This window comes from Pseudomonas sessilinigenes (genome assembly GCF_003850565.1).
Taxonomy (GTDB): Bacteria; Pseudomonadota; Gammaproteobacteria; order Pseudomonadales; family Pseudomonadaceae; genus Aquipseudomonas; species Aquipseudomonas sessilinigenes.
This window is the reverse complement of sequence record NZ_CP027706.1, coordinates 422,758-445,747: the sequence shown is the minus strand read 5'-3', so window position 1 is coordinate 445,747 and position 22,990 is coordinate 422,758. Positions and strand designations below refer to the sequence as shown.

The 22,990-nt window shown below is 63.0% G+C and carries 15 protein-coding genes; 7 read left to right on the top strand and 8 right to left on the bottom strand.

Going from position 1 to position 22,990, the window contains the following annotated elements:
* Window positions 1-70 precede the first annotated feature (70 nt).
* Entirely contained in the window at window positions 71-1,963 is a 1,893-nt protein-coding gene (locus C4K39_RS02005) for a methyl-accepting chemotaxis protein (protein ID WP_217884166.1), read from the top strand.
* Window positions 1,964-2,101: 138 nt separating this feature from the next.
* Here C4K39_RS02005 and C4K39_RS02000 read toward each other — a convergent pair whose 3' ends face one another.
* The 5 genes from C4K39_RS02000 to C4K39_RS01980 form a co-directional block, all read right to left on the bottom strand.
* Window positions 2,102-2,704 carry a DUF924 family protein gene (locus tag C4K39_RS02000; RefSeq protein WP_124345546.1) on the bottom strand — a complete coding sequence of 201 codons (603 nt, stop codon included), beginning with the start codon at window positions 2,702-2,704 and terminating at the stop codon, window positions 2,102-2,104.
* Between the two features lie 3 nt (window positions 2,705-2,707).
* Window positions 2,708-3,718: a class 1 fructose-bisphosphatase gene (locus C4K39_RS01995; RefSeq protein ID WP_068589392.1), complete on the bottom strand. Its 1,011-nt coding sequence runs from the start codon at window positions 3,716-3,718 to the stop codon at window positions 2,708-2,710.
* 187 nt (window positions 3,719-3,905) lie between these two features.
* A complete protein-coding gene (locus tag C4K39_RS01990; RefSeq protein ID WP_068589395.1) occupies window positions 3,906-5,285 on the bottom strand; it encodes a DUF3999 domain-containing protein in 1,380 nt (459 codons plus the stop codon).
* Window positions 5,282-8,932, bottom strand: a complete 3,651-nt coding sequence (locus tag C4K39_RS01985; RefSeq protein ID WP_124345545.1) for a DUF2339 domain-containing protein — start codon at window positions 8,930-8,932, stop codon at window positions 5,282-5,284. The genes C4K39_RS01990 and C4K39_RS01985 overlap by 4 nt, the downstream gene beginning before the upstream one ends.
* 209 nt (window positions 8,933-9,141) lie before the next feature.
* On the bottom strand, window positions 9,142-11,592 hold the full coding sequence (locus C4K39_RS01980; RefSeq protein ID WP_068589401.1) for a glycogen/starch/alpha-glucan phosphorylase: 2,451 nt from the start codon (window positions 11,590-11,592) through the stop codon (window positions 9,142-9,144).
* A 269-nt stretch (window positions 11,593-11,861) separates the two neighbouring features.
* On the opposite strand from C4K39_RS01980, the gene C4K39_RS01975 reads away from it, so the two are divergent.
* Window positions 11,862-12,305: a YkgJ family cysteine cluster protein gene (locus C4K39_RS01975; RefSeq protein WP_068589404.1), complete on the top strand. Its 444-nt coding sequence runs from the start codon at window positions 11,862-11,864 to the stop codon at window positions 12,303-12,305.
* Between the two features lie 270 nt (window positions 12,306-12,575).
* Here C4K39_RS01975 and typA read toward each other — a convergent pair whose 3' ends face one another.
* Entirely contained in the window at window positions 12,576-14,396 is a 1,821-nt protein-coding gene (typA, locus tag C4K39_RS01970) for a translational GTPase TypA (RefSeq protein WP_068589407.1), read from the bottom strand.
* Window positions 14,397-14,535: 139 nt separating this feature from the next.
* On the bottom strand, window positions 14,536-15,990 hold the full coding sequence (gene thiI / locus C4K39_RS01965; RefSeq protein ID WP_068589410.1) for a tRNA uracil 4-sulfurtransferase ThiI: 1,455 nt from the start codon (window positions 15,988-15,990) through the stop codon (window positions 14,536-14,538).
* Window positions 15,991-16,321: 331 nt separating this feature from the next.
* Here thiI and glnA point away from each other — a divergent pair, with 331 nt between their 5' ends.
* From glnA to C4K39_RS01945, 3 genes are all read left to right on the top strand, one after another.
* Window positions 16,322-17,728: a glutamate--ammonia ligase gene (glnA, locus tag C4K39_RS01955; protein WP_053132545.1), complete on the top strand. Its 1,407-nt coding sequence runs from the start codon at window positions 16,322-16,324 to the stop codon at window positions 17,726-17,728.
* A gap of 150 nt (window positions 17,729-17,878) precedes the next feature.
* Window positions 17,879-18,427, top strand: a complete 549-nt coding sequence (locus C4K39_RS01950) for a chorismate mutase (protein ID WP_124345544.1) — start codon at window positions 17,879-17,881, stop codon at window positions 18,425-18,427.
* A 61-nt stretch (window positions 18,428-18,488) separates the two neighbouring features.
* On the top strand, window positions 18,489-18,938 hold the full coding sequence (locus C4K39_RS01945; protein ID WP_124345543.1) for a DUF4124 domain-containing protein: 450 nt from the start codon (window positions 18,489-18,491) through the stop codon (window positions 18,936-18,938).
* Here C4K39_RS01945 and C4K39_RS01940 read toward each other — a convergent pair.
* Window positions 18,907-20,040 carry a bifunctional transcriptional activator/DNA repair enzyme AdaA gene (locus tag C4K39_RS01940; protein ID WP_124345542.1) on the bottom strand — a complete coding sequence of 378 codons (1,134 nt, stop codon included), beginning with the start codon at window positions 20,038-20,040 and terminating at the stop codon, window positions 18,907-18,909. The genes C4K39_RS01945 and C4K39_RS01940 overlap by 32 nt on opposite strands.
* A gap of 363 nt (window positions 20,041-20,403) precedes the next feature.
* Between C4K39_RS01940 and glnL the strand changes: the two genes are divergently transcribed.
* Entirely contained in the window at window positions 20,404-21,489 is a 1,086-nt protein-coding gene (gene glnL, locus C4K39_RS01935; RefSeq protein ID WP_068589422.1) for a nitrogen regulation protein NR(II), read from the top strand.
* On the top strand, window positions 21,486-22,922 hold the full coding sequence (ntrC, locus tag C4K39_RS01930) for a nitrogen regulation protein NR(I) (protein WP_068589425.1): 1,437 nt from the start codon (window positions 21,486-21,488) through the stop codon (window positions 22,920-22,922). The genes glnL and ntrC overlap by 4 nt, the downstream gene beginning before the upstream one ends.
* Window positions 22,923-22,990: the final 68 nt, after the last annotated feature.

Sequence of the window (22,990 nt, the reverse complement as noted above, 5' to 3'; positions counted from 1 at the left end):
GCAGCGCAAAGCCCTCCACTGTGGCAAATTGACGCCCCTCGTTGACCAGCCCCTCGCGGTAGTTCACTTAATGACCAGCAATATGAAGTTCAGCCACAAGATCCTGCTAGCCGCTGCCCTTGTGGTAGCCGTCGCGTTCGCCTGTTTCATTCTGTTCAATGACTACCGTCAGCGCGAGGCCTTGCGCGGCAGTACCCAAGCAACGATGCAAGAACTGGGCAGCCTGACCACCCGCAACATCCAGACCTGGCTGGAAAGCCGTATCCAGCTCCTGCAATCGCTGGCACAGCAGGTCGCCGTGGACGGCAGCGGCGCCGACAGCCTCAAGCGCAGTGTCGGCCTGCCCGCCTACACCAGCAATTTCCAGCTCACCTACTTCGGTGGCCAGGACGGCGCAATGTTCTCCGTACCAGCCGGCAACCGCACGGCCGACTACGACCCCCGGAGCCGTGGCTGGTACAAGGCGGCCAATACCGCCCAGCAGACCATCGTCACCGAGCCCTACATCGCCGCCTCGTCCGGCAAGCTGGTAATCACCGTTGCCACCCCAGTGCAGCACCAGGGCCGGATGATCGGCGTCGCGGGGGCCGACATCGACCTGTCGAGCATCAGCGCCATCATCAACTCGCTGAACTTCGGCGGCCACGGCCATGCCTTCATCGTCAGTGCCGAGGGCAAGATCCTGATCCACCCGGACAACAAGCTGGTGCTCAAGAGCCTGGCCGAAGCCTATCCGGACGGCGCGCCCAACATCAGCCCCGGCCTCAAGGAAGCGCAACTGGGCGGCAAGGCCCAGTTCATTTCCTTCACCCACATCGATGGCGTGCCCTCGGCCAACTGGTACGTAGCCCTGGTCCTGGACCAGGACACCGCGTTCGCCATGCTCAGCGAGTTCCGGACTTCGGCGCTCATCGCCATGGCCATTGCCGTGGTGATCATCATCGGCCTGCTGGGCATGCTGATCCGCATCCTGATGCAGCCCCTGCACCTGATGGGGCGCGCGATGCATGACATTGCCGAAGGCGAAGGCGACCTGACCCGACGCCTGGTGATCCACGGCCATGACGAATTCGGCACCCTGGGTCTGTCGTTCAACCGCTTCGTCGAGCGTATCCACGGTTCGATCCGCGAAGTGTCCTCGGCCACCGGCCAGGTCAACGAAGTCGCCTTGCGGGTAGTCGCCGCCTCCAATTCGTCGATGCTCAATTCCGACCAGCAAGCCTCGCGTACCAGCAGCGTGGCCGCGGCCATCAACCAGCTGGGCGCGGCTGCCCAGGAGATCGCCCAGAACGCCGCCCTGGCCTCGCAACACTCCAGCGAGGCGCGCAACCTGGCGCAGGACGGCCAGCAAGTGGTGGACCGGACCATCGACGCCATGCACCAGCTGTCGACCAAGATCAGCAATTCCTGCGAGCACATCGAGACCCTCAACAGCAACACCGTGAACATCGGCCAGATCCTCGAAGTGATCACCGGCATCTCCCAGCAGACCAACCTGCTGGCACTCAATGCCGCCATCGAGGCAGCCCGTGCCGGTGAGGCCGGGCGCGGTTTCGCCGTGGTCGCGGACGAGGTTCGCAACCTCGCCCACCGCACCCAGGATTCGGCGCAGCAGGTGCAGAAGATGATCGAGGAGCTACAAGTGGGCGCCCGCCAGGCCGTAGGCACCATGACCGAAAGCCAGCGCGAGAGCGAAAGCAGCGTCGGCATCGCCAATCAGGCCGGCGAGCGCCTGGGCAGCGTGACCCAGCGCATCGGCGAGATCGATGGCATGAACCAGTCGGTGGCCACCGCGACAGAAGAGCAAACCGCCGTGGTGGAGTCGATCAACGTCGACATCACCCAGATCAACACCCTCAACCAGGAAGGCGTGGAGAACCTGCAAGCCACCCTGCGCGCCTGCGCCGACCTGGAACAACAGGCCCAGCGCCTGCAACACCTGGTGGGCAGCTTCCGGATCTGACGTCCTTTGCACTTCGTGTCGCCGCCGCAAGCTGCACACGGCCCGCAGGGACGCGGAAGTCACCTCGGCAGGAAAAGCGCCGCAAAGCCCTGGGGCCTTGGCGCAACCTCGCCGCTGGGCAGCGGCTACAGGGAGGGATTAGAAACTTGAGCCGGGCTGGCGCAGGAAGGCCAGTTCCTCGGCGCTGGATTCACGTCCGAGAATGGCGTTGCGGTGGGGAAAGCGCCCGAAGCGAGCGATGATCTTCTGGTGCCGTTCGGCATAGTCCAATTGGCTGGCGAAGACCGGGCGGTCCTGCAATGGTTGCTCGTCGTGCAAGGCAGCCAAGCGCGACACGGCTTCGTTCTGCACCGCCAGGTGCTCGCAATGCTCGAACACCAGGTAGATGAAGCAGCGCTGCATGGGCGTCAGGCGCCGATCGAAGTCTGCGGCAATACCCTGGGCCACCAGGGCCTGAGCGCGGGCGTCGCCGGAGAATGCCCCGGGGGTGTCGCGATGGATCATGCGCGGCAGCTGGTCCAGCAACAGCACCAGGGCCAGCCAGCCTTGGGGGCTTTGCGCCCATTCGGTCAAACCACCAGCCAGGGCCTGCTCCACCAGGTCGCCAAAACGCTCCTTCGCTTCACGATCCTGGCTGTCGCGCTTGCCAAACCACAAGCCACCCTTGGCAGCCACGATCTGCGCTGGCGTCTGGGCATCGCCGAACCACCAATCGAGCAGAGGCTGCCAGGGTGCGCTCATGATTTACTCCTGGTGGTAGGCGGTGACCCGGGCCACTTCTTCCTTGGAGCCCAAGAACACCGCTACGCGCTGGTGCAGGCCTTCAGGCTGGATGTCGAGGATACGCTGGTGACCGTTGGTGGACGCGCCGCCCGCCTGTTCCACCAGGAACGACATCGGATTGGCTTCGTACATCAGGCGCAGCTTGCCGGGTTTTTCCGGTTCACGGCTGTCGCGCGGATACATGAACAGGCCGCCACGGGTCAGGATGCGATGCACGTCAGCCACCATCGCGGCGACCCAGCGCATGTTGTAGTTCTTCTCCAGCGGACCGGTATCGCCGGCCAGCAGCTCATCTACATAGCGCTTGACCGGGGCTTCCCAGTGACGCTGGTTGGACATGTTGATGGCGAATTCCTGGGTGCTTTCAGGAATGGTGATGTTCTCGTGGGTCAGGACGAAGCTGCCCATTTCGCGATCCAGGGTGAAGCCCTTGACGCCATCGCCCAGGGTCAGCACCAGCATGGTCTGCGGACCGTAGATCGCGTAGCCGGCGGCCACTTGCTTGGAGCCTGGCTGCAGGAAGGCCTTTTCATTCAGGGCTTCGTTCTGGCTCAGGTATTCGTTAGGGCAACGCTGTACCGAGAAGATGGTACCGACCGGCGCGTTGATGTCGATGTTGGACGAACCATCCAGCGGGTCGAATACCAGCAGGTAGGCACCCTTGGGGTATTTGCCGGGGATCTGGTAGGCATTGTCCATTTCTTCGGACGCCATGCCAGCCAGGTGGCCGCCCCACTCATTGGCTTCGAGCAGGATCTCGTTGGAGATCACGTCGAGCTTCTTCTGTACTTCGCCCTGAACGTTTTCCGTACCCATGCTGCCCAGTACGCCACCCAGGGCGCCCTTGGACACGGCATGGCTGATTTCCTTGCAAGCACGCGCCACCACTTCGATCAGGAAGCGCAGATCGGCAGGAGTGTTGTTGCTGCGGGTCTGCTCAATCAAGTAGCGACTCAGGGTAACGCGGGACATGGAAGGCTCCGGAAGGAATGGGGGGCTAAAAAACCCGCGCAGTTTAACGCGAGTCGAAGCGCATTTCCTCATCTGAGACAGGGAACTGGCAGATAGAGTTCAGGCGCCGGTTTGAGCGTAGTCGGATTATGGCAAGGAGGCCCGTTCCCGTGGGACGTTCAATCGGGACAAACCTCCTTGCCCAGGCTCAGGGCTTGGCCTCGGGCTTGCGCAGCAGACTGAAGGCCATGCCCGCCAGGGCCAGCACCCCCAGCAACAGCACCGCCCACAGGCCGATCTTCTTCCAGTCAGGGCCTGCGGACGCAGGCGCGACCGGGTCCTTGGTCGCCACGGGCGCCAGTTGCGACGCGCCATCGACCCGGGCCTGGCCCAGGTCCTTGAGGCGCTGCGGGCTGTAGTCGGGAATCAGGGTGGACAACGGCAAGTTCGCTGCACTCACCGCGGAATTGCCCAGTGCCAGGGTAAAAGGCCCGTCGCCACGAGCCAAGAACACCAGCTGCACACCGCGCACGGCAAATTCCAGGTTGGGCGCCTCGGCCCCCAGGCCACCGCCCCGCTCGTCCACCACCAGCTTGAGTTGCTGCACGGTTTGTCCTGGCAGTTGCAGCTCATTGTGCTGCACATCCTGGCCATTCTGGGTCAGGCGATACAGCAAGCCATTACCCAGGGGCTGCCAGGGCAAGCTGCTTTCACGCCGCCCATAAAGCCTGGCCGGAGCCAGGCTGTTGGCCTGTTTGAGCTCGATTCGTACCCGTTCGACATTCAGCCCCATGGGCAACTGCCAACTGTACTCCCCCGGCTTGGCCACACTGCCTGCCAACGGTTGCGACCACGCCAGCGGCGATGGCTGGCTACTGGTGGTGCTGCTTTGCAACTGCGCAGCTGTCAGCGTCGGCGCTGCCTGCGGCGACTGCCACAACAAGCGCAGGTAGCGCGCCGTCTGCCCGGGCAAGGCCACTTCATGCTGTTCGATCCGTTCATCGGCGAACGACAGGCGTGCCACCTGGCCGTCCCCCCAGGGCTGCCAATGCTGCAAATCGTCGCTGGCTTCAATGCTGAAACGCTGGAAACCATCGTGTTCGCTGACCCAGTCCAGGACCAACTGCTGCAACGGCGCCTTGATCGCGCTGGCATCCAATAGCCATCCGCGCAGCACTTCCTCTCCCGCCTCCAGCTGGGTCGAAGGCTGGACTTGCACCAGGGTGCCATTGGCATTGGATTGCACCCGCACGCTGGGCGGGCTGTCACCGGCCTGCGCCGAGTTGTACAGCGGGAACCATTTCACCGCACTGAGGTTGCGCTGCTCGGTGGACTGCGCCTGCTGGCGAGCCAGGGCATAGGCCTGGAGCTCACCGGCGCCATTGAACACCCGCACATCCCGCAGGTCGGCCTGGCTGGCACGCAACTGCACGCCCAGGGGCAGCTCCAGGCGATACCAGGGCCCTTCGCCACTCAGGCTCAAGGGCACCAGGGACTTGAAGTCCGCCGGTCGCTCCTGGGCCATCGCGGACAACGCCACACACAGGCCCATGGCCCCCCACCAGCGCAGGCTCAACTTACGACTCAAGACGACACTCCTTCATTCAACGATTTGCCAGCCTCAGGCTCGACCTCCGCCCGCTTGGGCGGCAACGGGGCGAAATAGCCCACGACCAGCAACAGCACTCCAACACCGATGAACGAGACAATGCGTGCCAGCCCGCCACGGTTACTCAACTCCACCAGGAACAGCTTGGCCACCACCACGGCAATCAGCGCCGCACCGATCAGCCAGACCTCGCGACGATGACGCAGATGTCCGCCGATCATCAGGCTCAAGGCGATCAAGGTCCAGACAATGGACAGCCCGGCCTGGACCATCATCGACTCCAACAACGCATCAGGATGGAACGGCACCCCGCTCCAGTGATGGGCCGCGCGCATGACCAGCACGGTGAAGAAGGCGAACAGCGACACCCCGGCCACCAGTTGCGTACCACGCTCGGCGTAATCGCCGCGAATCGCCAGCTCCCGGACCGCACTGCGCGACCAGACATAGACCCCGAACAGGGCGAACAGCAGCCCCAGCTCCAACGGGTTGATCAATGGCAGGTACGGCAATGGCTCGGCGCGCCCGTCGCTGAACACGTTGGCCAGCCAGAACCAGCCAAGCATCAGCACCGCCAGGGGTAGCGCGGCATACAGGCGATACTCCCGGGAGTAACTGCCCACCGGCCATGGCCAGTTGCGAGGTACCGCCATCGCCACCAGGTACAGGCTCGGCAGGATCGCCCAGCCCAACCAGCGCCAGGCGTTGTACTGCTCGGACAACAACAGCAGGCCATAACGCAACTCCAGTGCCAGCACGCCGATCAACAGCCAGCAACCCAGCACATGAGCGACGCTTGCCACTCGGGCCGGCAGCAAACTCGCCAAGCGCCGCAGGCTGAAGAAGTGCACGACGAACAGCAGTGCCCAAGCCAGCCAGCCGAAGTTCGCCGCCGGATGGTAGCGTAAGGTCCAGGAAGCCATCAGCACCAGGGCCCCAGCCGGGATCAGCAGGCTGCCCAACAGGCCCAGGGACTTCCATTGCAGGCGCACCGCCAGCAAGGCCGCGAGCGCTACGCTGGCCGTGGCCAGTGCCAACAGCAGGGCCGGCTGCAAATGATCCGGAGCGAAGCGCAGCACTTCCTTGGTCCAGGTGAACGCCCACCAGCACGCGCCCCAGGCCAGCAGCAAGTCGGCCAGGTACCCCAGGCCCAGGGTGTCGAACGCCGAACCATGGTTGCCGCGTTGCAGGCGCCAAGCGCCCAACAGCGCTGCCAGTGCCAGCACCATCGGCGTCCAGAAGTCGCCATTGGCCAGGGGGCGCACGCCTTCGGCCACGGCGCCATGGAACCAGTCCGAACCGGCCAACAGGAAAGCGCTGCCACCGATTACCTGCAGGGCCAGGCCGAAGACAAAGCTCACCCGCTGCTGCAGGTACAGGCTCAGCCAGATGATCAGCAAGCCGCTGGCGGCCCACACACCGCTGGCGGTACGCCACGGCAGGACGAACAGCACCGCCAGGTTGATCAGCACCAGCCCCGCCAGCAGCACCAGCGACAGGCCGCGCAACAGGCGCGGATCGTCGCGCACCATGGCATCGCGCGATGCCACCAGCATGCCGCCGATCAGCGCCAGGCCAATCAGCGAAGCGCTCATCAATCCGCTCCAGCCACTACCGAACACCCCATTGGCCCCGGCATCCGCACCTTTGAGGCCCGTCAGGAACAATGCCCCACCGAGCAACTGGATGGCGAATGCGCTGAACAGGAACGTCCGCGACTGCAGGCGCAGGCCGACGAACAGGGTCGCCAGCCCCGCCAGGGCCCAACTGATGGCCGTGCCCTGGGTGAGGAAGAACAGCGGCGCCAGCAGGTACAGGAACCCCAGGCCCGCCACCGCCAGCAGCGGCCGGATGCCCTCCTTCAGCCAGTTCGGCAACAGGGCCTTTGGCGTGCGCCGCAACTGGTCGTAGCTGAACAGCAAGGCCCCGCCCAGCAGCAGCGCCCCCAGGGGCGCACCGGACAGCAGGCTGGTGCTGGCAAAACGCACTGAATCGAGGAAGGCCGCGGCCGAACCTGCTTGCAGCAGCAGGGCGAAGGCCTGGGCCAGCGAACGCTGCTGGCGCATGCCAAGCCAGAAGATCCCGGCGCCCTCGACCGCCCAGGCCGCAGCGGTCCAGCGCGCATCCAGCCCCAGGGGAATCGCCAGGCTGGCGAAAATCACGCCCAGGGCCAGGCAGGTCTCGCCCAGCAACACCGCCCGGCCCCCCAGCAGCAGGCGTGCCAGCACCATATAGACCAGGCCCAGGGCCAGGGCGCTGAAGGAGGCGGCAAATTCCAGGTGCTGGACCAGCGCCAGCTGCAGGCCGAAACCCACCAATGGCGGGCCGAAGAGCAGGCTGCCATCGACATAGTCGCCCTTGCGCACCGACCATTGCAGCAGCGCCTGGCGATTGCCGTCGGCCGGCGCATCGCTCATGTCCAGCAACTTGCGCCGGGTGAACAGCAGGCCGATAGCCAGGTACATGACGAAGAACAGGATCAGGAACGGCTCGGTGCTCCACAGCAGTTCCGGAGTGTAGGAGCGCATGCCCCAGGCGAAGCCGATACCGAAGGTACCCACGAAACCGATCAGGTTGAGCAGGCGCCAGGCCTTGAACCAGGCGATGGCCAGGATGCCGGCGTTGAGCAGGGCGAAATAGCTGAACAGGGCCACATGGCTGCCCGCGCCGGTGGAGGTGAGGATCGGTGCGGCAAACCCGCCCAGGGCCGCCGCAGCGGCCAGCCCCAGGGCATCCTGGGTGATGGCCAGGATCGCCGAGAACAGCGTCACCGCCACCAACAGCCCCAGCGCCGCGGAAGGATCGAGCAGTGGGTGCAGGCGCATGGCCGCGAACACCGTCAGGTACAGCACCGCGATCCCTGTGCCCTGGAGCATCAGGGCATAGGCACCGTTACGTCGGCGCAGCCACCACCCCAGGCCCAGTAGGCCCAGGGAACAGGCCGCGACCCCGGCATAGCGCAACTCGATGGGCACCACCACGCCTTCGGTGGCATAGCGCAGGAGGAATGCCAAGCCGAGGAACAACAGCACGACCCCGACCCGCAGCACGGTATTGCCGCCAAATAGCCAATTGCGGGCGCCGCTGATGGCGCGCTCGATCAGGTTGGGCTCATGGGTCTGGGGTACAGTCGATGGACGCGCCTCAGGCGCTTGCGGTTGTGGCTGCCACACCGAATCCGGCAAGGGTTCGCTGGCCATGGCAGTGGCTGGCTTGGCGGTCACAGGCAACTCCCAGATCAGGTCCGCGGCAGCAGGCAATGGCTGCACAGGCTGGACCTCATCGAGAACAAATTCCGGGGTCGGCTCGGGGGCTGGCACAAAACCGAGATCGCTCGTGGCCTCGGCAGCTGGCGCGCTGCTGGCGCTGGCCTCGGGCTGCACCACGGGCTCGGCGGGCGGGCTGGAGCCGGCCTCCAATAGCGCCAGGCGCTGGCCCAAACTCGACAGCGCCTCCTTGGCCCGTTCCAGCTCGCGCTGCTGCTCGCCAACCTGCTTGTGCAGGAGGCCCAGGCGAAAAGCCAAGCCAATGGCCAGGCCGATAAAGGCACCGATCAGAGCATCGCCGAAAGACTCATCGACTACCCACCCCAGCACCACCCCCAACAACATGAACATCCATTGCATGTGTCGACATCCCTAAACAGCCCGTTGACGGACAGATCCAGCCTTTCTTTTTATGCGGCCTTCGCACCAGCGCCGGCAAGGCTCGCCATTCCCTTTGGAAGCCAGGCACGAACGCCAAGGCACGAGCCGGGGAAAAAACGCCGCCAAGTATATCGACAAGGCCCAGCGCACGCTGGGCCTCGCTCACAGTTCCGGATATTCCCCGGGGTTCACTCCAAGGCCTTCCAGATCTGCGTGGCGTACTCGCGAATGGTCCGGTCCGATGAGAACCAGCCCATCCGCGCACTGTTGAGCACCGCAGAGCGCCACCACTCCTTGGAGTCGTGCCAGCGCTCCTCGACCCGGGCCTGGGCACTCCAATAGGCATCGAAGTCGGCACAGACCAGGAATCGATCGTAATCCACCAGCGAGTCGACCAGGCCGGTATAGCGCGACGGATCGTCCGGGGAGAACACGCCACCACGGATCGCCTGCAACACATCGTTGAGGCGATGGGAGGCGGCGATGTCCGGCCCGGCGCTGAATTCGCCATTGCGCTTGCGGGCCTCCACCTGCTGGGCGCTGAGGCCGAAGATAAACATGTGCTCGGCGCCGACCCGCTCGCACATCTCGACGTTGGCGCCATCCAGGGTGCCGATGGTCAAGGCGCCATTGAGGCCGAACTTCATGTTGCTGGTACCCGAGGCTTCGAAGCCGGCGGTGGAAATCTGCTCCGACAGGTCCGCCGCGGGAATGATGCTTTCAGCCAGGCTGACGTTGTAATTGGGTAGGAACACCACCTTGAGCAGGCCCCGCACCGTAGGGTCGTTGTTCACCGTACGGGCGATGTCGTTGGTCAGCTTGATGATCAGCTTGGCCTGGTGGTAGCTGGCGGCGGCCTTGCCGGCGAAGATCTTCACCCGCGGCACCCAGTCGGTTTCCGGCTCGGCGCGGATCGCCTGGTACAAGGCCACGGTGTGCAACAGATTGAGCAACTGGCGCTTGTACTCATGGATGCGCTTGACCTGGACATCGAACATCGCCGCCGGGTTGACGGCAATACCCAGGCGCTCGTGGATGATCGCCGCCAGGGCCCGCTTGCTGTGCAAGCGCTGCTCGGCGAACTGCTTGCGAAACGCCGCTTTCTCGGCAAAGGGCTCGATCCCCAGCAGCAGCTCCTCGGGATTGTCCAGCAGCTCGGGGCCCACGGCTTCCAGCATCATCTGGGTCAATTGCGGGTTGGCCTGGTACAGCCAGCGGCGAAAGGTGATGCCGTTGGTCTTGTTGTTGATCCGCTCCGGATACAACTTGTGCAACTCGGAGAACACCGTGCTGCGCATCAGCTGGGTATGCAGGCCGGATACGCCGTTGACGCTGTGGGAACCGAGGAATGCCAGGTTGCCCATGCGTACCCGGCGGCCGTTGTCCTCCTCGATCAGCGACACCGCCCGCAGCACGTCGAAATCGTGCATGCCCTTGGCCCGCAACGAGTCGATGTGCTGGGCATTGATCAGGTAGATGATCTGCATGTGCCGCGGCAGCAGGCGCTCCATCAACCCCACCGGCCAGGTCTCCAGCGCCTCGGGCAGCAGGGTGTGGTTGGTATAGGCCAGGGTTTCCACGGTGATCTGCCAGGCCGCGTCCCAGGCGATGCCGTGCAGGTCCACCAACTGGCGCATCAGCTCGGCCACGGCGATCGATGGGTGGGTGTCGTTGAGCTGGATAGCCGCGTGTTCGCCGAGGCTGAGTACCGAGTCATGCATGTTCTTGTGCCGGCGCAGCAGGTCCTGCAACGACGCCGAGACGAAGAAGTACTCCTGGCGCAGGCGCAGTTCCTGCCCGGCTTCGGTGCTGTCGGCCGGGTACAGCACCCGCGAGATGCTCTCGGCCCGGGCCACCTCCGCGACCGCCCCCAGGTGGTCGCCGGCATTGAAGCGCTCCAGGTGCAACTCCTCCATGGCCCGGGCACGCCACAGGCGCAGGGTGTTGACGCTGGCCCCGCGCCATCCCACTACCGGCGTGTCGTAGGCCACGGCCCGTACCGTCTCCGCCGCAGACCAGACTTGCCGGGTAGCGCCGGCCTCGTCGGCAACGGTCTCGACACCCCCGCCAAAACCGATGGAGTAGATCACTTCGGGCCGTTCGAACTCCCAGGGGTTGCCGAAATCCAGCCAGTGCTCGGTCTGCTCCTGTTGCCAGCCATCGACGATGGCCTGGCGGAACAGCCCGTGCTCATAGCGAATGCCATAGCCATGGCCGGCGATACCCAGGCTCGACATGCTTTCCATGAAGCATGCCGCCAGGCGCCCCAGCCCACCGTTGCCCAGGGCCGCATCGGGCTCCAGCAGGCGGATGCGTTGCAGGTCTACCCCCAGGTCCGTCAGGGCCTCTTGCGCCACCTCCAGCAAGCCGAGGTTGCTCAGGCTATCGATCAGTAATCGACCGATCAGGAACTCGAGGGACAGGTAGTACACCCGCTTCTGCCCCCGGCGATAGATCTGCCGGGTGTGATCCATCCAGTGATCGACCATGTGGTCCCGCGCAGCCAGGGCAATGGCTTCGAACCAGTCATGGTCGAAGGCATGGTCCGGGTCCTTGCCGACCGCGTAGGTGAGTTTGGTCAGGACGGCTTCACGAAAAGCCGCCACCTGCGTGTCGCGAACATGGGATTCCTGAGTCATCGTTACGACCTCTGACGAGATACACAGTGAGCATGGAATTGACTGAGCCTAGTCGGTCTGACACGGAGCGAAGGCCCTGGTTCGGCGCTATTGCAAACAGCTCGACCAAACGAGAGGAGCGGCTGCACCGATAGGAAAAAAGATGCAGGGCCTGTGCCGTCATGTACTGGCCGGCCGTATGCCAAGAAAAATCCGACACAAAGTTGTTCAAAAATCCAGCAGTCCCGGTATGATCGCGCGCCCCCGAAAACATGCTGGAAACCACCTCGATGATGAAGTCCAACCTGATCGCCGCCGCGGAAATCGACCGTCTCGATACCTGGGCCAAGTATTCCGCGCCCATGTGCGGTTCCTGCATGTCCAGCTGCTGCACCCTGCCGGTGGAAGTGAAGATCAAGGACCTGATCCGCATCGGCGTGGTCGATGAGTTCGAACGCGGCGAGCCGGCGAAGAACATCGCCAAGCGCCTGCAAAAGGAAGGCATCGTCGAGCGCTACAACCAGAAGTCGGAAATCTTCACCCTGCAGCGCATGAGCAACAACGATTGCCTGTATCTGGACCGCAAGAGCCGCCTGTGCACCATTTATGACAAGCGCCCCGATACCTGTCGCAACCATCCCAAGGTCGGCCCACGCCCAGGCTACTGCGCCTACAAGCCAAAGCCCCTGGAGCGTCCGACCAACACCAGCAGCCGGACCCTCGAACGCTTCTGATCCCCCGCCCTCTACAACTCTGCCACCACCGCCGTCCTAGCCGACGCCGAGCTTGCGAGGCCGCAATCGGCTGCTCCTACAGGGGATCACCTCGCTCAACTGACTGGCATTAGCCACTGCGGCCGTGTTACGCGGCTCCTGGGTTGATGGCCCCTGCGCGGCCAGTCGTAGCCTCGCGGACCCGGCAGCGGCTACAGGTTTTCTCCAGGCATAAAAAAACGCCCCCGACCGCAAGGCCGGGGGCGTTTTCATTCAGCCGGAACTAAAGACTCAGTTCTTGGCTTTCTTGGCAGCGCGGGTACGCTCGCCTTCGTCCAGGATCTTCTTACGCAGACGGATGGACTTAGGAGTCACTTCGCACAGCTCGTCGTCCTGGATGAATTCCAGGGCCTGTTCCAGGGTGAAACGAACTGGCGGAACCAGGGCGATGGTCTCGTCCTTGCCCGAAGCACGCATGTTGTCGAGCTTCTTGCCTTTAGTCGGGTTCACACCCAGGTCGTTGTCACGGCTGTTCAGACCAACGATCTGACCGTTGTAGATTTCCTGGCCGTGCTCGACGAACAGCTTGCCGCGCGCCTGCAGGGTTTCCAGGGAGTAGGTCAGAGCCTTGCCGGTCTCAACCGATACCAGTACGCCGTTCTGACGACCGGACATATGGCCGGACTTCATCGGAGCGTAGCGATCGAAGATCGAGGTCAGGATGCCTGCACCGTTGGTCAGGGTCAGGAACTGGTTACGGAAACCGATCAGACCACGGGCTGGAATGTTGTATTCCAGGCGTACACGGCCCTTGCCATCCGGAACCATGTTGCTCAGGTCGCCCTTACGCAGACCCATTTCTTCCATCACCTTGCCCTGGGATTCTTCAGGGATGTCGATGGTCACGTTCTCGAACGGTTCCTGCTTCACGCCGTCAACTTCACGGATGATCACTTCAGGACGGCCAACGCCCATCTCGAAGCCTTCGCGACGCATGGTTTCGATCAGAACCGACAGGTGCAGCTCACCACGGCCGGAAACCTTGAACTTGTCGGCCGAGTCGCCTTCTTCAACACGCAGGGCTACGTTGTACAGCAGCTCTTTGTCCAGACGCTCCTTGATGTTACGGGAGGTCACGAACTTACCTTCCTTACCGCAGAACGGCGAATCGTTGACCTGGAAGGTCATGGATACGGTCGGCTCGTCGACGGTCAGCGGCTTCATTGCTTCAACAGCAGTCGGGTCGCACAGGGTGTCGGAAATGAACAGCTCGTCGAAACCGCTGATGCAGACGATGTCGCCAGCGGCGGCTTCTTCAACGTCCACGCGGTGCAGGCCGTGGTGACCCATCAGCTTGAGGATACGGCCGTTGCGCTTCTTGCCTTCGGTATCGATGGCAGTGACCGGGGTGTTCGGCTTGACGCGACCACGGGCGATACGGCCAACGCCGATCACACCCAGGAAGCTGTTGTAGTCCAGGGCAGAGATCTGCATCTGGAACGGACCGTCACGGTCGACGCTTGGCGCTGGCACGTTGTCGATGATCGACTGGTACAGCGGGGTCATGTCTTCGGCCATGTCGGTGTGGTCCAGACCGGCGATGCCGTTCAGGGCCGAGGCGTAGACGACTTTGAAGTCCAGCTGTTCTTCGGTGGCGCCCAGGTTGTCGAACAGGTCGAAGATCTGGTCCAGAACCCAGTCAGGACGCGCGCCCGGACGGTCGACCTTGTTGATCACCACGATCGGACGCAGGCCGGCTTCGAAAGCCTTCTTGGTCACGAAGCGGGTTTGCGGCATCGGGCCGTCCTGGGCGTCGACCAGCAGCAGCACGGAGTCGACCATGGACATTACGCGCTCAACTTCGCCGCCGAAGTCGGCGTGGCCGGGGGTGTCCACGATGTTGATGTGGTAGCCGTTCCAGTTGATGGCGGTGTTTTTGGCCAGGATGGTAATGCCGCGTTCTTTTTCCTGGTCGTTGGAGTCCATCACGCGCTCGTCGTTGAGCTCGTTGCGCTCCAGGGTGCCGGATTGACGCAGGAGTTTGTCTACCAGGGTGGTTTTACCGTGGTCAACGTGGGCGATGATGGCGATGTTGCGTAGATTTTCGATCACTTGTGTATCTCGATCAGAGGATTCGGTGTGCTGACAAATGCTGGCAGCGATTAACAATAGATTCAGGCCTTGCCGTTACAGCTTGACGGCGGCGTCGGGGGGCCGGTGACGCAAGCCACAGGCGAACAGCCCCGGGCATTTAGCTCGGTCTATAAACGCGCACATTGGCATGTCCCTCACTGAGCAGATGGTGAGCATGCAGGCGACTCATGACGCCTTTGTCGCAATACAGCAGGTACTGGCGGTTAGGGTCCAGTTCCTTGAAGCGTGCGTTCACCGCATAGAACGGCAACGCCTTGACTTCGATGCCAGCCAGCTCCAGCGGTTCATCTTCCTGGGCATCCGGGTGACGGATGTCGATGACGATCTGGCCGGCCAGCGCTTCGCTGACTTCTTCAACTTGAACATCCTGGCCCAGCTCGTCGATCACTCGATCGATCGGCACCAGTTTGGCCCGCTCGATCGCACGCTCGAGCACGGCCATGTCGAATTCTTTCTCTTCATGCTCGACGCGATGGCGCTTGGCATTGGTCTTGGGGTTCACCGAGATGACCCCGCAGTACTCCGGCATGTGCTTGGCAAAGTCAGCGGTGCCAATCTGGTTGGCCAGGTCGATGATGTCCTGCTTGTGGCTGGCGATCAGCGGCCGCAGCACCAGCTTGTCGGTCACGCAGTCGATCACCGACAGGTTCGGCAGGGTCTGGCTGGACACCTGGGAAATCGCCTCGCCGGTGACCAGCGCATCGATGTGCAGGCGCTCGGCGATGCTCGAGGCGGCACGCAACATCATACGCTTCAAGATGACGCCCATATGACTGTTGTCGACCTTGCCGAGGATCTCGCCCAGCACTTCCTCGAACGGCACGCTGACGAACAGCACGCGCTGGGAGCTGCCGTACTTCTTCCAAATATAGTGCGCGACTTCCATCACGCCCAATTCGTGGGCACGACCGCCCAGGTTGAAGAAGCAGAAATGCCCCATCAGGCCGCGACGCATGATCTGGTAGGCCGCCACGGTGGAGTCGAAGCCACCGGACATCAACACCAGGGTCTGTTCCAGGGCGCCCAGCGGGTAGCCGCCGATGCCATTGTGCTGGCTGTGGATCACGAACAACCGTTGGTCGCGAATTTCCATCCGCACTTCGATTTGCGGCGCTTTCAGGTCGATTCCCGCGGCACCGCACTGTCGGCGCAACTGGCTACCGACGTATTTTTCCACGTCCATGGAACTGAATTCATGCTTGCCGGCGCGCTTGCAGCGCACAGCGAAAATCTTCCCCGCCAAGACTTCGCCGAAGTGCTGCTTGCACTTGGCGACGATGTCGTCGAAGTCCCCCAGGGGGTACTCGTCGACCTGCAGGAAATGCGCGATGCCGGGCATGCAGCTCAGGCGCTCGGTCATGTCCTTGAGCACCTTGGGCTCGGTGACGGCGGTTTCCAGCTCGAGGTTGTCCCACACACCATCGACCACCACAGCCGGGTCCAGGTCACGGAGCACGGCACGGATGTTCTTGGCCAACTGACGGATGAAACGCGTCCGAACCGGGCGGCTCTTGATGGTGATTTCCGGGAAAACTTTAACGATTAGTTTCATGAAAACAGCGTGCGCCGGGTCAGCCGAAAAAGGGGGGCGCGGATTATAGCGGAAATTGCTCAAGGTTTAACCAGTTAATGTGCAGAAGGTTTTCGATGCACCAAAACGGGTCATTTATTCAAATAAGCGCTACATTGCAGTGCGCAAAATGCCGGCACTCTTGCCCCTGAAGCGGAGAAAGCGTGATTTTGGGGCAAAAAACCCATCCCAGGGCACTGGCATGCAATTTGCTCCCTTGTGAGGCAGGTTGCCATGGCAGAGTATTCGCGCCGGCATTACCCACATTCTAAGGGCACTCCAACATCAAGCCCGAAGCCATCCGGAGGACACTATGTCGAAGTCGGTTCAACTCATCAAAGATCATGACGTCAAATGGATTGATCTGCGCTTCACTGACACCAAGGGCACTCAACATCACGTGACCATGCCGGCCCGTGATGCGCTGGATGAAGACTTCTTCGAAGCTGGCAAGATGTTCGACGGCTCCTCCATCGCTGGCTGGAAAGGCATCGAAGCCTCCGACATGATCCTGATGCCGGACGACGAAACCGCCGTGCTGGACCCGTTCACCGAAGAGCCGACCCTGATCCTGGTGTGCGACATCATCGAACCTTCGAGCATGCAAGGCTACGACCGCGACCCTCGCGCGATCGCCAAGCGCGCCGAAGAGCACCTGAAGGCCACCGGCATCGGCGACACCGTATTCGCAGGTCCGGAGCCTGAGTTCTTCATCTTCGACCAGGTAAAGTTCAAGTCCGACATCTCCGGCTCGATGTTCAAGATCTACTCCGAGCAAGGCTCGTGGATGTCCGACCAGGACGTGGAAGGCGGCAACAAGGGCCACCGTCCAGGCATCAAGGGCGGCTACTTCCCGGTTCCGCCGTTCGACCATGACCACGAAATCCGTACCTCCATGTGCAACGCACTGGAAGAAATGGGCCTGACCGTCGAAGTCCACCACCACGAAGTGGCGACTGCCGGCCAGAACGAAATCGGCGTCAAGTTCAACACCCTGGTGAAGAAGGCCGACGAAACCCAGACTCTGAAGTACGTGGTGCACAACGTGGCCGACGCCTACGGCCGCACCGCTACCTTCATGCCAAAACCGCTGTACGGCGACAACGGCTCGGGCATGCACGTACACATGTCGATCTGGAAAGACGGCAAGAACACCTTCGCTGGCGAAGGTTATGCCGGCCTGTCCGATACCGCCCTGTACTTCATCGGCGGCATCATCAAGCACGGCAAGGCCCTGAACGGCTTCACCAACCCGGCTACCAACTCCTACAAGCGCCTGGTTCCAGGCTTCGAAGCTCCAGTGATGCTGGCCTACTCGGCCCGCAACCGCTCCGCTTCGATCCGCATTCCTTACGTGTCGAGCCCGAAAGCCCGCCGTATCGAAGCGCGCTTCCCGGACCCGGCGGCCAACCCATACCTGTGCTTCGCGGCACTGCTGATGGCCGGCCTGGATGGTATCCAGAACAAGATCCACCCTGGCGATGCTGCCGACAAGAACCTGTACGACCTGCCGCCTGAAGAGGCCAAAGAGATCCCACAAGTTTGCGGCAGCCTGAAAGAAGCCCTGGAAGAGCTGGACAAGGGCCGTGCGTTCCTGACCAAAGGCGGCGTTTTCAGCGACGACTTCATCGACGCCTACATCGCCCTGAAAAGCGAAGAAGAAATCAAGGTCCGTACCTTCGTACACCCACTGGAATACGAGCTGTACTACAGCTGCTGATCCGGTAGCGCTCGCGCAAGCGGCGTGATCGAAAGGCCTCCTTCGGGAGGCCTTTTTCATGCCCGGCAGAAAATACCCGGGGATTTTCCGTGTGCCTCTGGCCAGCTTGCGGGCATCATGAACCTCCCCCTCCCAACCTTGAGCCTGCCGATGAAATCTTCCTTGAACCTGTGTCTCGCCCTGGCCTGCACCCTGCTCGCCAGCCTGGCCCGGGCCGACGATGCTCCGGCCAGCCTTGCTCCATTGCTGGGCAGCATCGCCGCACGCCTGGACATCGCCGAGCAAGTGGCCCTGAGCAAGTGGGACAGCCACAAGGCCGTGGAGGACCGGCCTCGCGAACAGCAAGTGATCGCAGCAGCCTCGGCCCTGGCCAACGGCCTGGATGAAACCACGGTAGGGCAGTTCTTCGCAGCGCAGATCGAGGCCAACAAACTAGTGCAATACGCCAGGCTTTCAACCTGGCATCTACAAGGCCAGGCACCGGATACTCCACGCCAGGACCTGGCCGGGCAAATCCGCCCGCAACTCGATCGGTTACAAGAACGCCTGCTGCAGCAACTGGCCGACTTCAGCCCCTCCCGTACCGACCCGCGCTGCCCGCAGTGGTTGGCCCGGGCCAACCACACCGGCGACATGGCGCCGCTGCGTCAGTTGGCGATGATCCGCGCCACTGCCGAGTTATGTGTGTTCAAAGGTTAACCAGGCCTGTCGCCTGCCCGGTGCGCCCCTATGCTGAGGGCTCTCCAGGAGGATCCGGACCATGCGTATCGCTGCCTTGTGGCTGCTGTGGATAACCCTACTGCCAGCTGATGCGGCCCCCGATCACCCCACCGACGACCATCGCCCCAGCAGCGACCGAGGATCCAGCGACTGGCCGCCCTCGAACAGGGCACCGGTCGCCTGCCAGACCAGCCAAAGGCAGGCCTACCAACGCCTGCAGCTCAACGGAGTGCAGGAGCAGGGCGCGCTGCGGGCCAATAACGGCAGCTTCAGCGTCCGGGTAGACCTGCACCCGCCGCTGCAACCGCCCCATCGCCTGCGCCTGCTGCTGGATGGCGAACCCCACGGCGCCCCTGGCCGTGGCCCGCAGTTGCATCTGTCGAACCTCGACCGCGGCCTTCATCGCCTGGCGGTGCAGGTCCTTGAGGGCGAGCAAATCCTGCAGCAAAGCCCGGAAATCAGTTTCTTCCTGCTGCGCGCCCATCGTTGAATGGCTCCTGGGCCAGCACCGGCTGTTCCCGTCCAGCCAGATGCATCCGTCGCTCGTGCTCCAGCAACCAGCGCTTGCGCCACAGGCCTCCGCCATAACCGGTCAGCGAGCCATCGGCGCCGATCACCCGATGGCACGCGATGACGATGGCGATCTGGTTGGCACCGTTGGCTCGGGCCACGGCGCGCACCGCCGTCGGCGAGCCGATATCCCGCGCCAACCCGGCATAACTGCAGGTGCTGCCCAGGGGAATGGCCCGCAGGGCCTGCCATACCGTGCGGGTGAAGGCCGAGGCCTGCATCGCCAATGGTGTCTGGAAAGACACCGGCTCACCGGCAAAGTAACGGCGCAGTTCGGCCTCGATCTGGTCGATGGGGGCAAAGCGTCCGAAGCCGATGCTCGAGCCACTGTTGTCCTGCAACTTGCGCAGCTCCCCCGCCAGGGCCGGGCGGTCGAAAAACTCCAGCACATGCAGGACCTGGGCATCGGCCACGGCCAGCATCACACCGATAGGCGTCTGCAACCAATCGGCCTTGAGCAGTTCACGCCCACGCAGGTTCGACGGTGGTTGGCCCGCAAGCCGGGCAAACGCATGGCGAAAACCACTGTCGGAATCGAAGCCGGCGCTGATCTGCGCCTCGATCACCGGCTCCCCTGAAGCCAACTGCTGCATGCCCCGGCCGATACGCCGCAGCCGGGCCATTTCCAGGAAGGTCACCCCGAAATGGCGCTTGAATGCTCGGCGGACCGTGGACGGGTCCAGCCCCTGGCGCACCAGATCCTCTTCATACCAACGGCGCTCGCCATCGCTGTGCAGTTGTTCGAGCAAGGTCTTGACCCAGGGTTCCTGGCCCCCTGCCGCCTCCAGGGGACGGCAGCGCAGGCAAGCACGAAACCCGCCCTCCAGGCACTCCCTGATGGAGCCGAAGAACACCGTGTTGTGACGCTTGGGCTTGCGCGCGACACAGCTCAGCCGACAGAACACCCCGGTGCTCTTCACCCCGACATAGGCAAAACCCTCATAGGCCGGGTCGCGCTCCAGGAGCGCCCGATACAAGGTGTCGTCGTCGGGAAGCTGGAACAGCAGAGGGGCGTTTTCCATGGCCGGATCCTGGACCTTCAAGCAAAGAGTCCGGCGCACTCTACCGGCTCTGGCACCCGGCTGCCGCTGAAAAACGGGCGTTGATTCTCGACGATCGGACAGCAGGCAAGCAGGCCAAGCACTCATGCACTATATTGGTGCAACACCTTGCACCCAGGGATGATTAGCAGCCCATTTTGGTTCGAAAATGCCCGTCGGGACTGGCAATACGCCATGCAATCGGCGTTCAAACACCTGTTTCAGGGGCGCGAACGCTTCTTTTCGGAGCCTTGGTTTGGTTTTTGCATTTTCTCCGTACCAGCGCTTCAACCCGTGCACGATCCGGGATCGACTCCGGATTGTCCTGCTTCAAAAGAGGTCCGAATGACCATCAGCGACCCACTGCATCGCCTGTTACTGGACAACCTGACCACCGCCACCATCCTGCTCAATGCCGACCTGCGCCTTGAGTACATGAACCCGGCGGCGGAAATGCTCCTGGCCATCAGCGGCCAGCGCAGCCATGGGCAGTTCATCAGCGAGCTGTTCACCGAGTCGGCCGAAGCCTTGAGCTCCCTGCGCCAGGCGGTGGAGCAGGCCCATCCCTTCACCAAGCGCGAGGCCATGCTCACCGCCCTGACCGGCCAGACCCTGACCGTGGACTATGCGGTGACGCCGATCCTCAACAACGGCGACACCTTGCTGCTGTTGGAAGTCCATCCCCGGGATCGCTTGCTGCGCATCACCAAGGAAGAGGCCCAGCTGTCCAAGCAGGAAACCAGCAAGATGCTGGTGCGCGGCCTGGCCCACGAAATCAAGAATCCCCTGGGCGGGATTCGCGGCGCCGCCCAGTTGCTGGCCCGGGAGCTGCCCGAGGAAAGCCTCAAGGACTACACCAACGTCATCATCGAAGAGGCCGACCGCCTGCGCAATCTGGTGGATCGCATGCTTGGCTCGAACAAGCTGCCGTCCCTGGCGCTGACCAATATCCATGAAGTGCTGGAGCGGGTCTGCAGCCTGGTGGAGGCCGAGAGCCAGGGTTGCATCACCCTGGTCCGGGATTACGACCCGAGCATTCCCGATGTACTGATCGATCGTGAGCAAATGATCCAGGCGGTGTTGAACATCGTGCGCAACGCCATGCAGGCCATCAGCACCCAGAACGAGCTGCGCCTGGGCCGCATCACCCTGCGCAGCCGCACCATGCGCCAGTTCACCATCGGCCATGTGCGCCATCGCCTGGTGACCAAGATCGAGATCATCGACAACGGTCCGGGAATCCCCGCCGAACTGCAGGACACCCTTTTCTTCCCCATGGTCAGCGGCCGCCCGGACGGTACCGGGCTGGGCCTGGCCATCACCCAGAACATCATCAGCCAGCACCAGGGCCTGATCGAGTGTGACAGCCACCCAGGCCACACCACGTTCTCGATCTTTTTGCCTCTGGAACAAGGAGCCCCATCGACATGAGCCGAAGTGAAACCGTGTGGATCGTCGATGACGACCGTTCAATCCGCTGGGTCCTGGAAAAAGCCCTGCAACAGGAAGGCATGACGACCCAGAGCTTCGACAGCGCCGACGGGGTGATGAGCCGCCTGGCCCGCCAGGCTCCGGATGTGATCATTTCCGATATCCGCATGCCCGGGGCCAGCGGTCTCGACCTGCTGGCACGGATCCGCGAACAGCATCCGCGCCTGCCGGTGATCATCATGACCGCCCACTCCGACCTGGACAGCGCGGTAGCGTCCTACCAGGGCGGCGCCTTCGAATACCTGCCCAAGCCGTTCGATGTCGATGAGGCCGTGGCCCTGGTCAAGCGCGCCAACCAGCATGCCCAGGAACAGCAAGGCCTGGAGGTCGCGCCGAGCCTGGCGCGCACGCCGGAGATCATCGGCGAAGCCCCGGCGATGCAGGAGGTCTTCAGGGCCATCGGGCGCTTGAGCCACTCCAACATCACGGTGCTGATCAATGGCGAGTCCGGCACCGGCAAGGAGCTGGTGGCCCATGCCTTGCACCGCCACAGTCCGCGTGCGAGTTCGCCGTTCATCGCCCTGAACATGGCGGCGATCCCCAAGGACCTGATGGAGTCCGAGCTGTTCGGTCATGAGAAAGGTGCCTTCACGGGTGCCGCCAACCTGCGGCGCGGGCGCTTCGAGCAGGCCGACGGTGGCACCCTGTTCCTCGACGAGATCGGCGACATGCCGGCCGATACCCAGACTCGCTTGCTGCGGGTGCTGGCCGACGGCGAGTTCTATCGGGTCGGCGGCCATACTCCGGTCAAGGTCGACGTACGAATCATCGCCGCGACCCACCAGAACCTGGAAACCCTGGTCCAGGCCGGCAAATTCCGCGAAGACTTGTTCCACCGCCTCAACGTGATCCGCATCCACATTCCCCGCCTGTCGGATCGTCGCGAAGACATCCCGACCCTGGCCAAGCATTTCCTCGGCCGCGCGGCCCAGGAGCTGGCGGTGGAGCCCAAGCTGCTGAAGAACGAAACCGAGGAGTTCCTGAAGAACCTGCCGTGGCCAGGGAACGTGCGCCAACTGGAGAACACCTGCCGCTGGATCACCGTGATGGCCTCCGGGCGCGAAGTCCATATCGGCGACCTGCCGCCGGAACTGCTGAGCCTACCTCAGGACTCGGCACCGGTGACCAACTGGGAACAGGCCCTGCGCCAGTGGGCCGACCAGGCCCTGGCCCGCGGCCAGTCCAACCTGCTGGACAGCGCGGTCCCGAGTTTCGAGCGGATCATGATCGAGACCGCCCTCAAGCACACCGCCGGTCGGCGTCGTGATGCTGCAGTCTTGCTGGGCTGGGGGCGCAATACCCTGACCCGCAAGATCAAGGAGCTGGGGATGAAGGTCGACGGTGGCGACGAGGAGGACAGCGACGAGGCTTGAGCGGCTGTTCTGCAACCCCTAGCGCGGGCAAGCCTCGCTTCCACGGACCTTGTGTTTCGTAGGAGCGA

Excerpts from the sequence above, each read along its gene's own strand:
- C4K39_RS02005 (WP_217884166.1), top strand. The coding sequence starts at position 71 with ATGACCAGCAATATGAAGTTCAGCCACAAGATCCTGCTAGCCGCTGCC.
- C4K39_RS02000 (WP_124345546.1), bottom strand. The coding sequence starts at position 2,704 with ATGAGCGCACCCTGGCAGCCTCTGCTCGATTGGTGGTTCGGCGATGCC.
- C4K39_RS01995 (WP_068589392.1), bottom strand. The coding sequence starts at position 3,718 with ATGTCCCGCGTTACCCTGAGTCGCTACTTGATTGAGCAGACCCGCAGC.
- C4K39_RS01985 (WP_124345545.1), bottom strand. The coding sequence starts at position 8,932 with ATGCAATGGATGTTCATGTTGTTGGGGGTGGTGCTGGGGTGGGTAGTC.
- C4K39_RS01980 (WP_068589401.1), bottom strand. The coding sequence starts at position 11,592 with ATGACTCAGGAATCCCATGTTCGCGACACGCAGGTGGCGGCTTTTCGT.
- C4K39_RS01975 (WP_068589404.1), top strand. The coding sequence starts at position 11,862 with ATGATGAAGTCCAACCTGATCGCCGCCGCGGAAATCGACCGTCTCGAT.
- thiI (WP_068589410.1), bottom strand. The coding sequence starts at position 15,990 with ATGAAACTAATCGTTAAAGTTTTCCCGGAAATCACCATCAAGAGCCGC.
- glnA (WP_053132545.1), top strand. The coding sequence starts at position 16,322 with ATGTCGAAGTCGGTTCAACTCATCAAAGATCATGACGTCAAATGGATT.
- C4K39_RS01950 (WP_124345544.1), top strand. The coding sequence starts at position 17,879 with ATGAAATCTTCCTTGAACCTGTGTCTCGCCCTGGCCTGCACCCTGCTC.
- C4K39_RS01945 (WP_124345543.1), top strand. The coding sequence starts at position 18,489 with ATGCGTATCGCTGCCTTGTGGCTGCTGTGGATAACCCTACTGCCAGCT.
- C4K39_RS01940 (WP_124345542.1), bottom strand. The coding sequence starts at position 20,040 with ATGGAAAACGCCCCTCTGCTGTTCCAGCTTCCCGACGACGACACCTTG.
- glnL (WP_068589422.1), top strand. The coding sequence starts at position 20,404 with ATGACCATCAGCGACCCACTGCATCGCCTGTTACTGGACAACCTGACC.
- ntrC (WP_068589425.1), top strand. The coding sequence starts at position 21,486 with ATGAGCCGAAGTGAAACCGTGTGGATCGTCGATGACGACCGTTCAATC.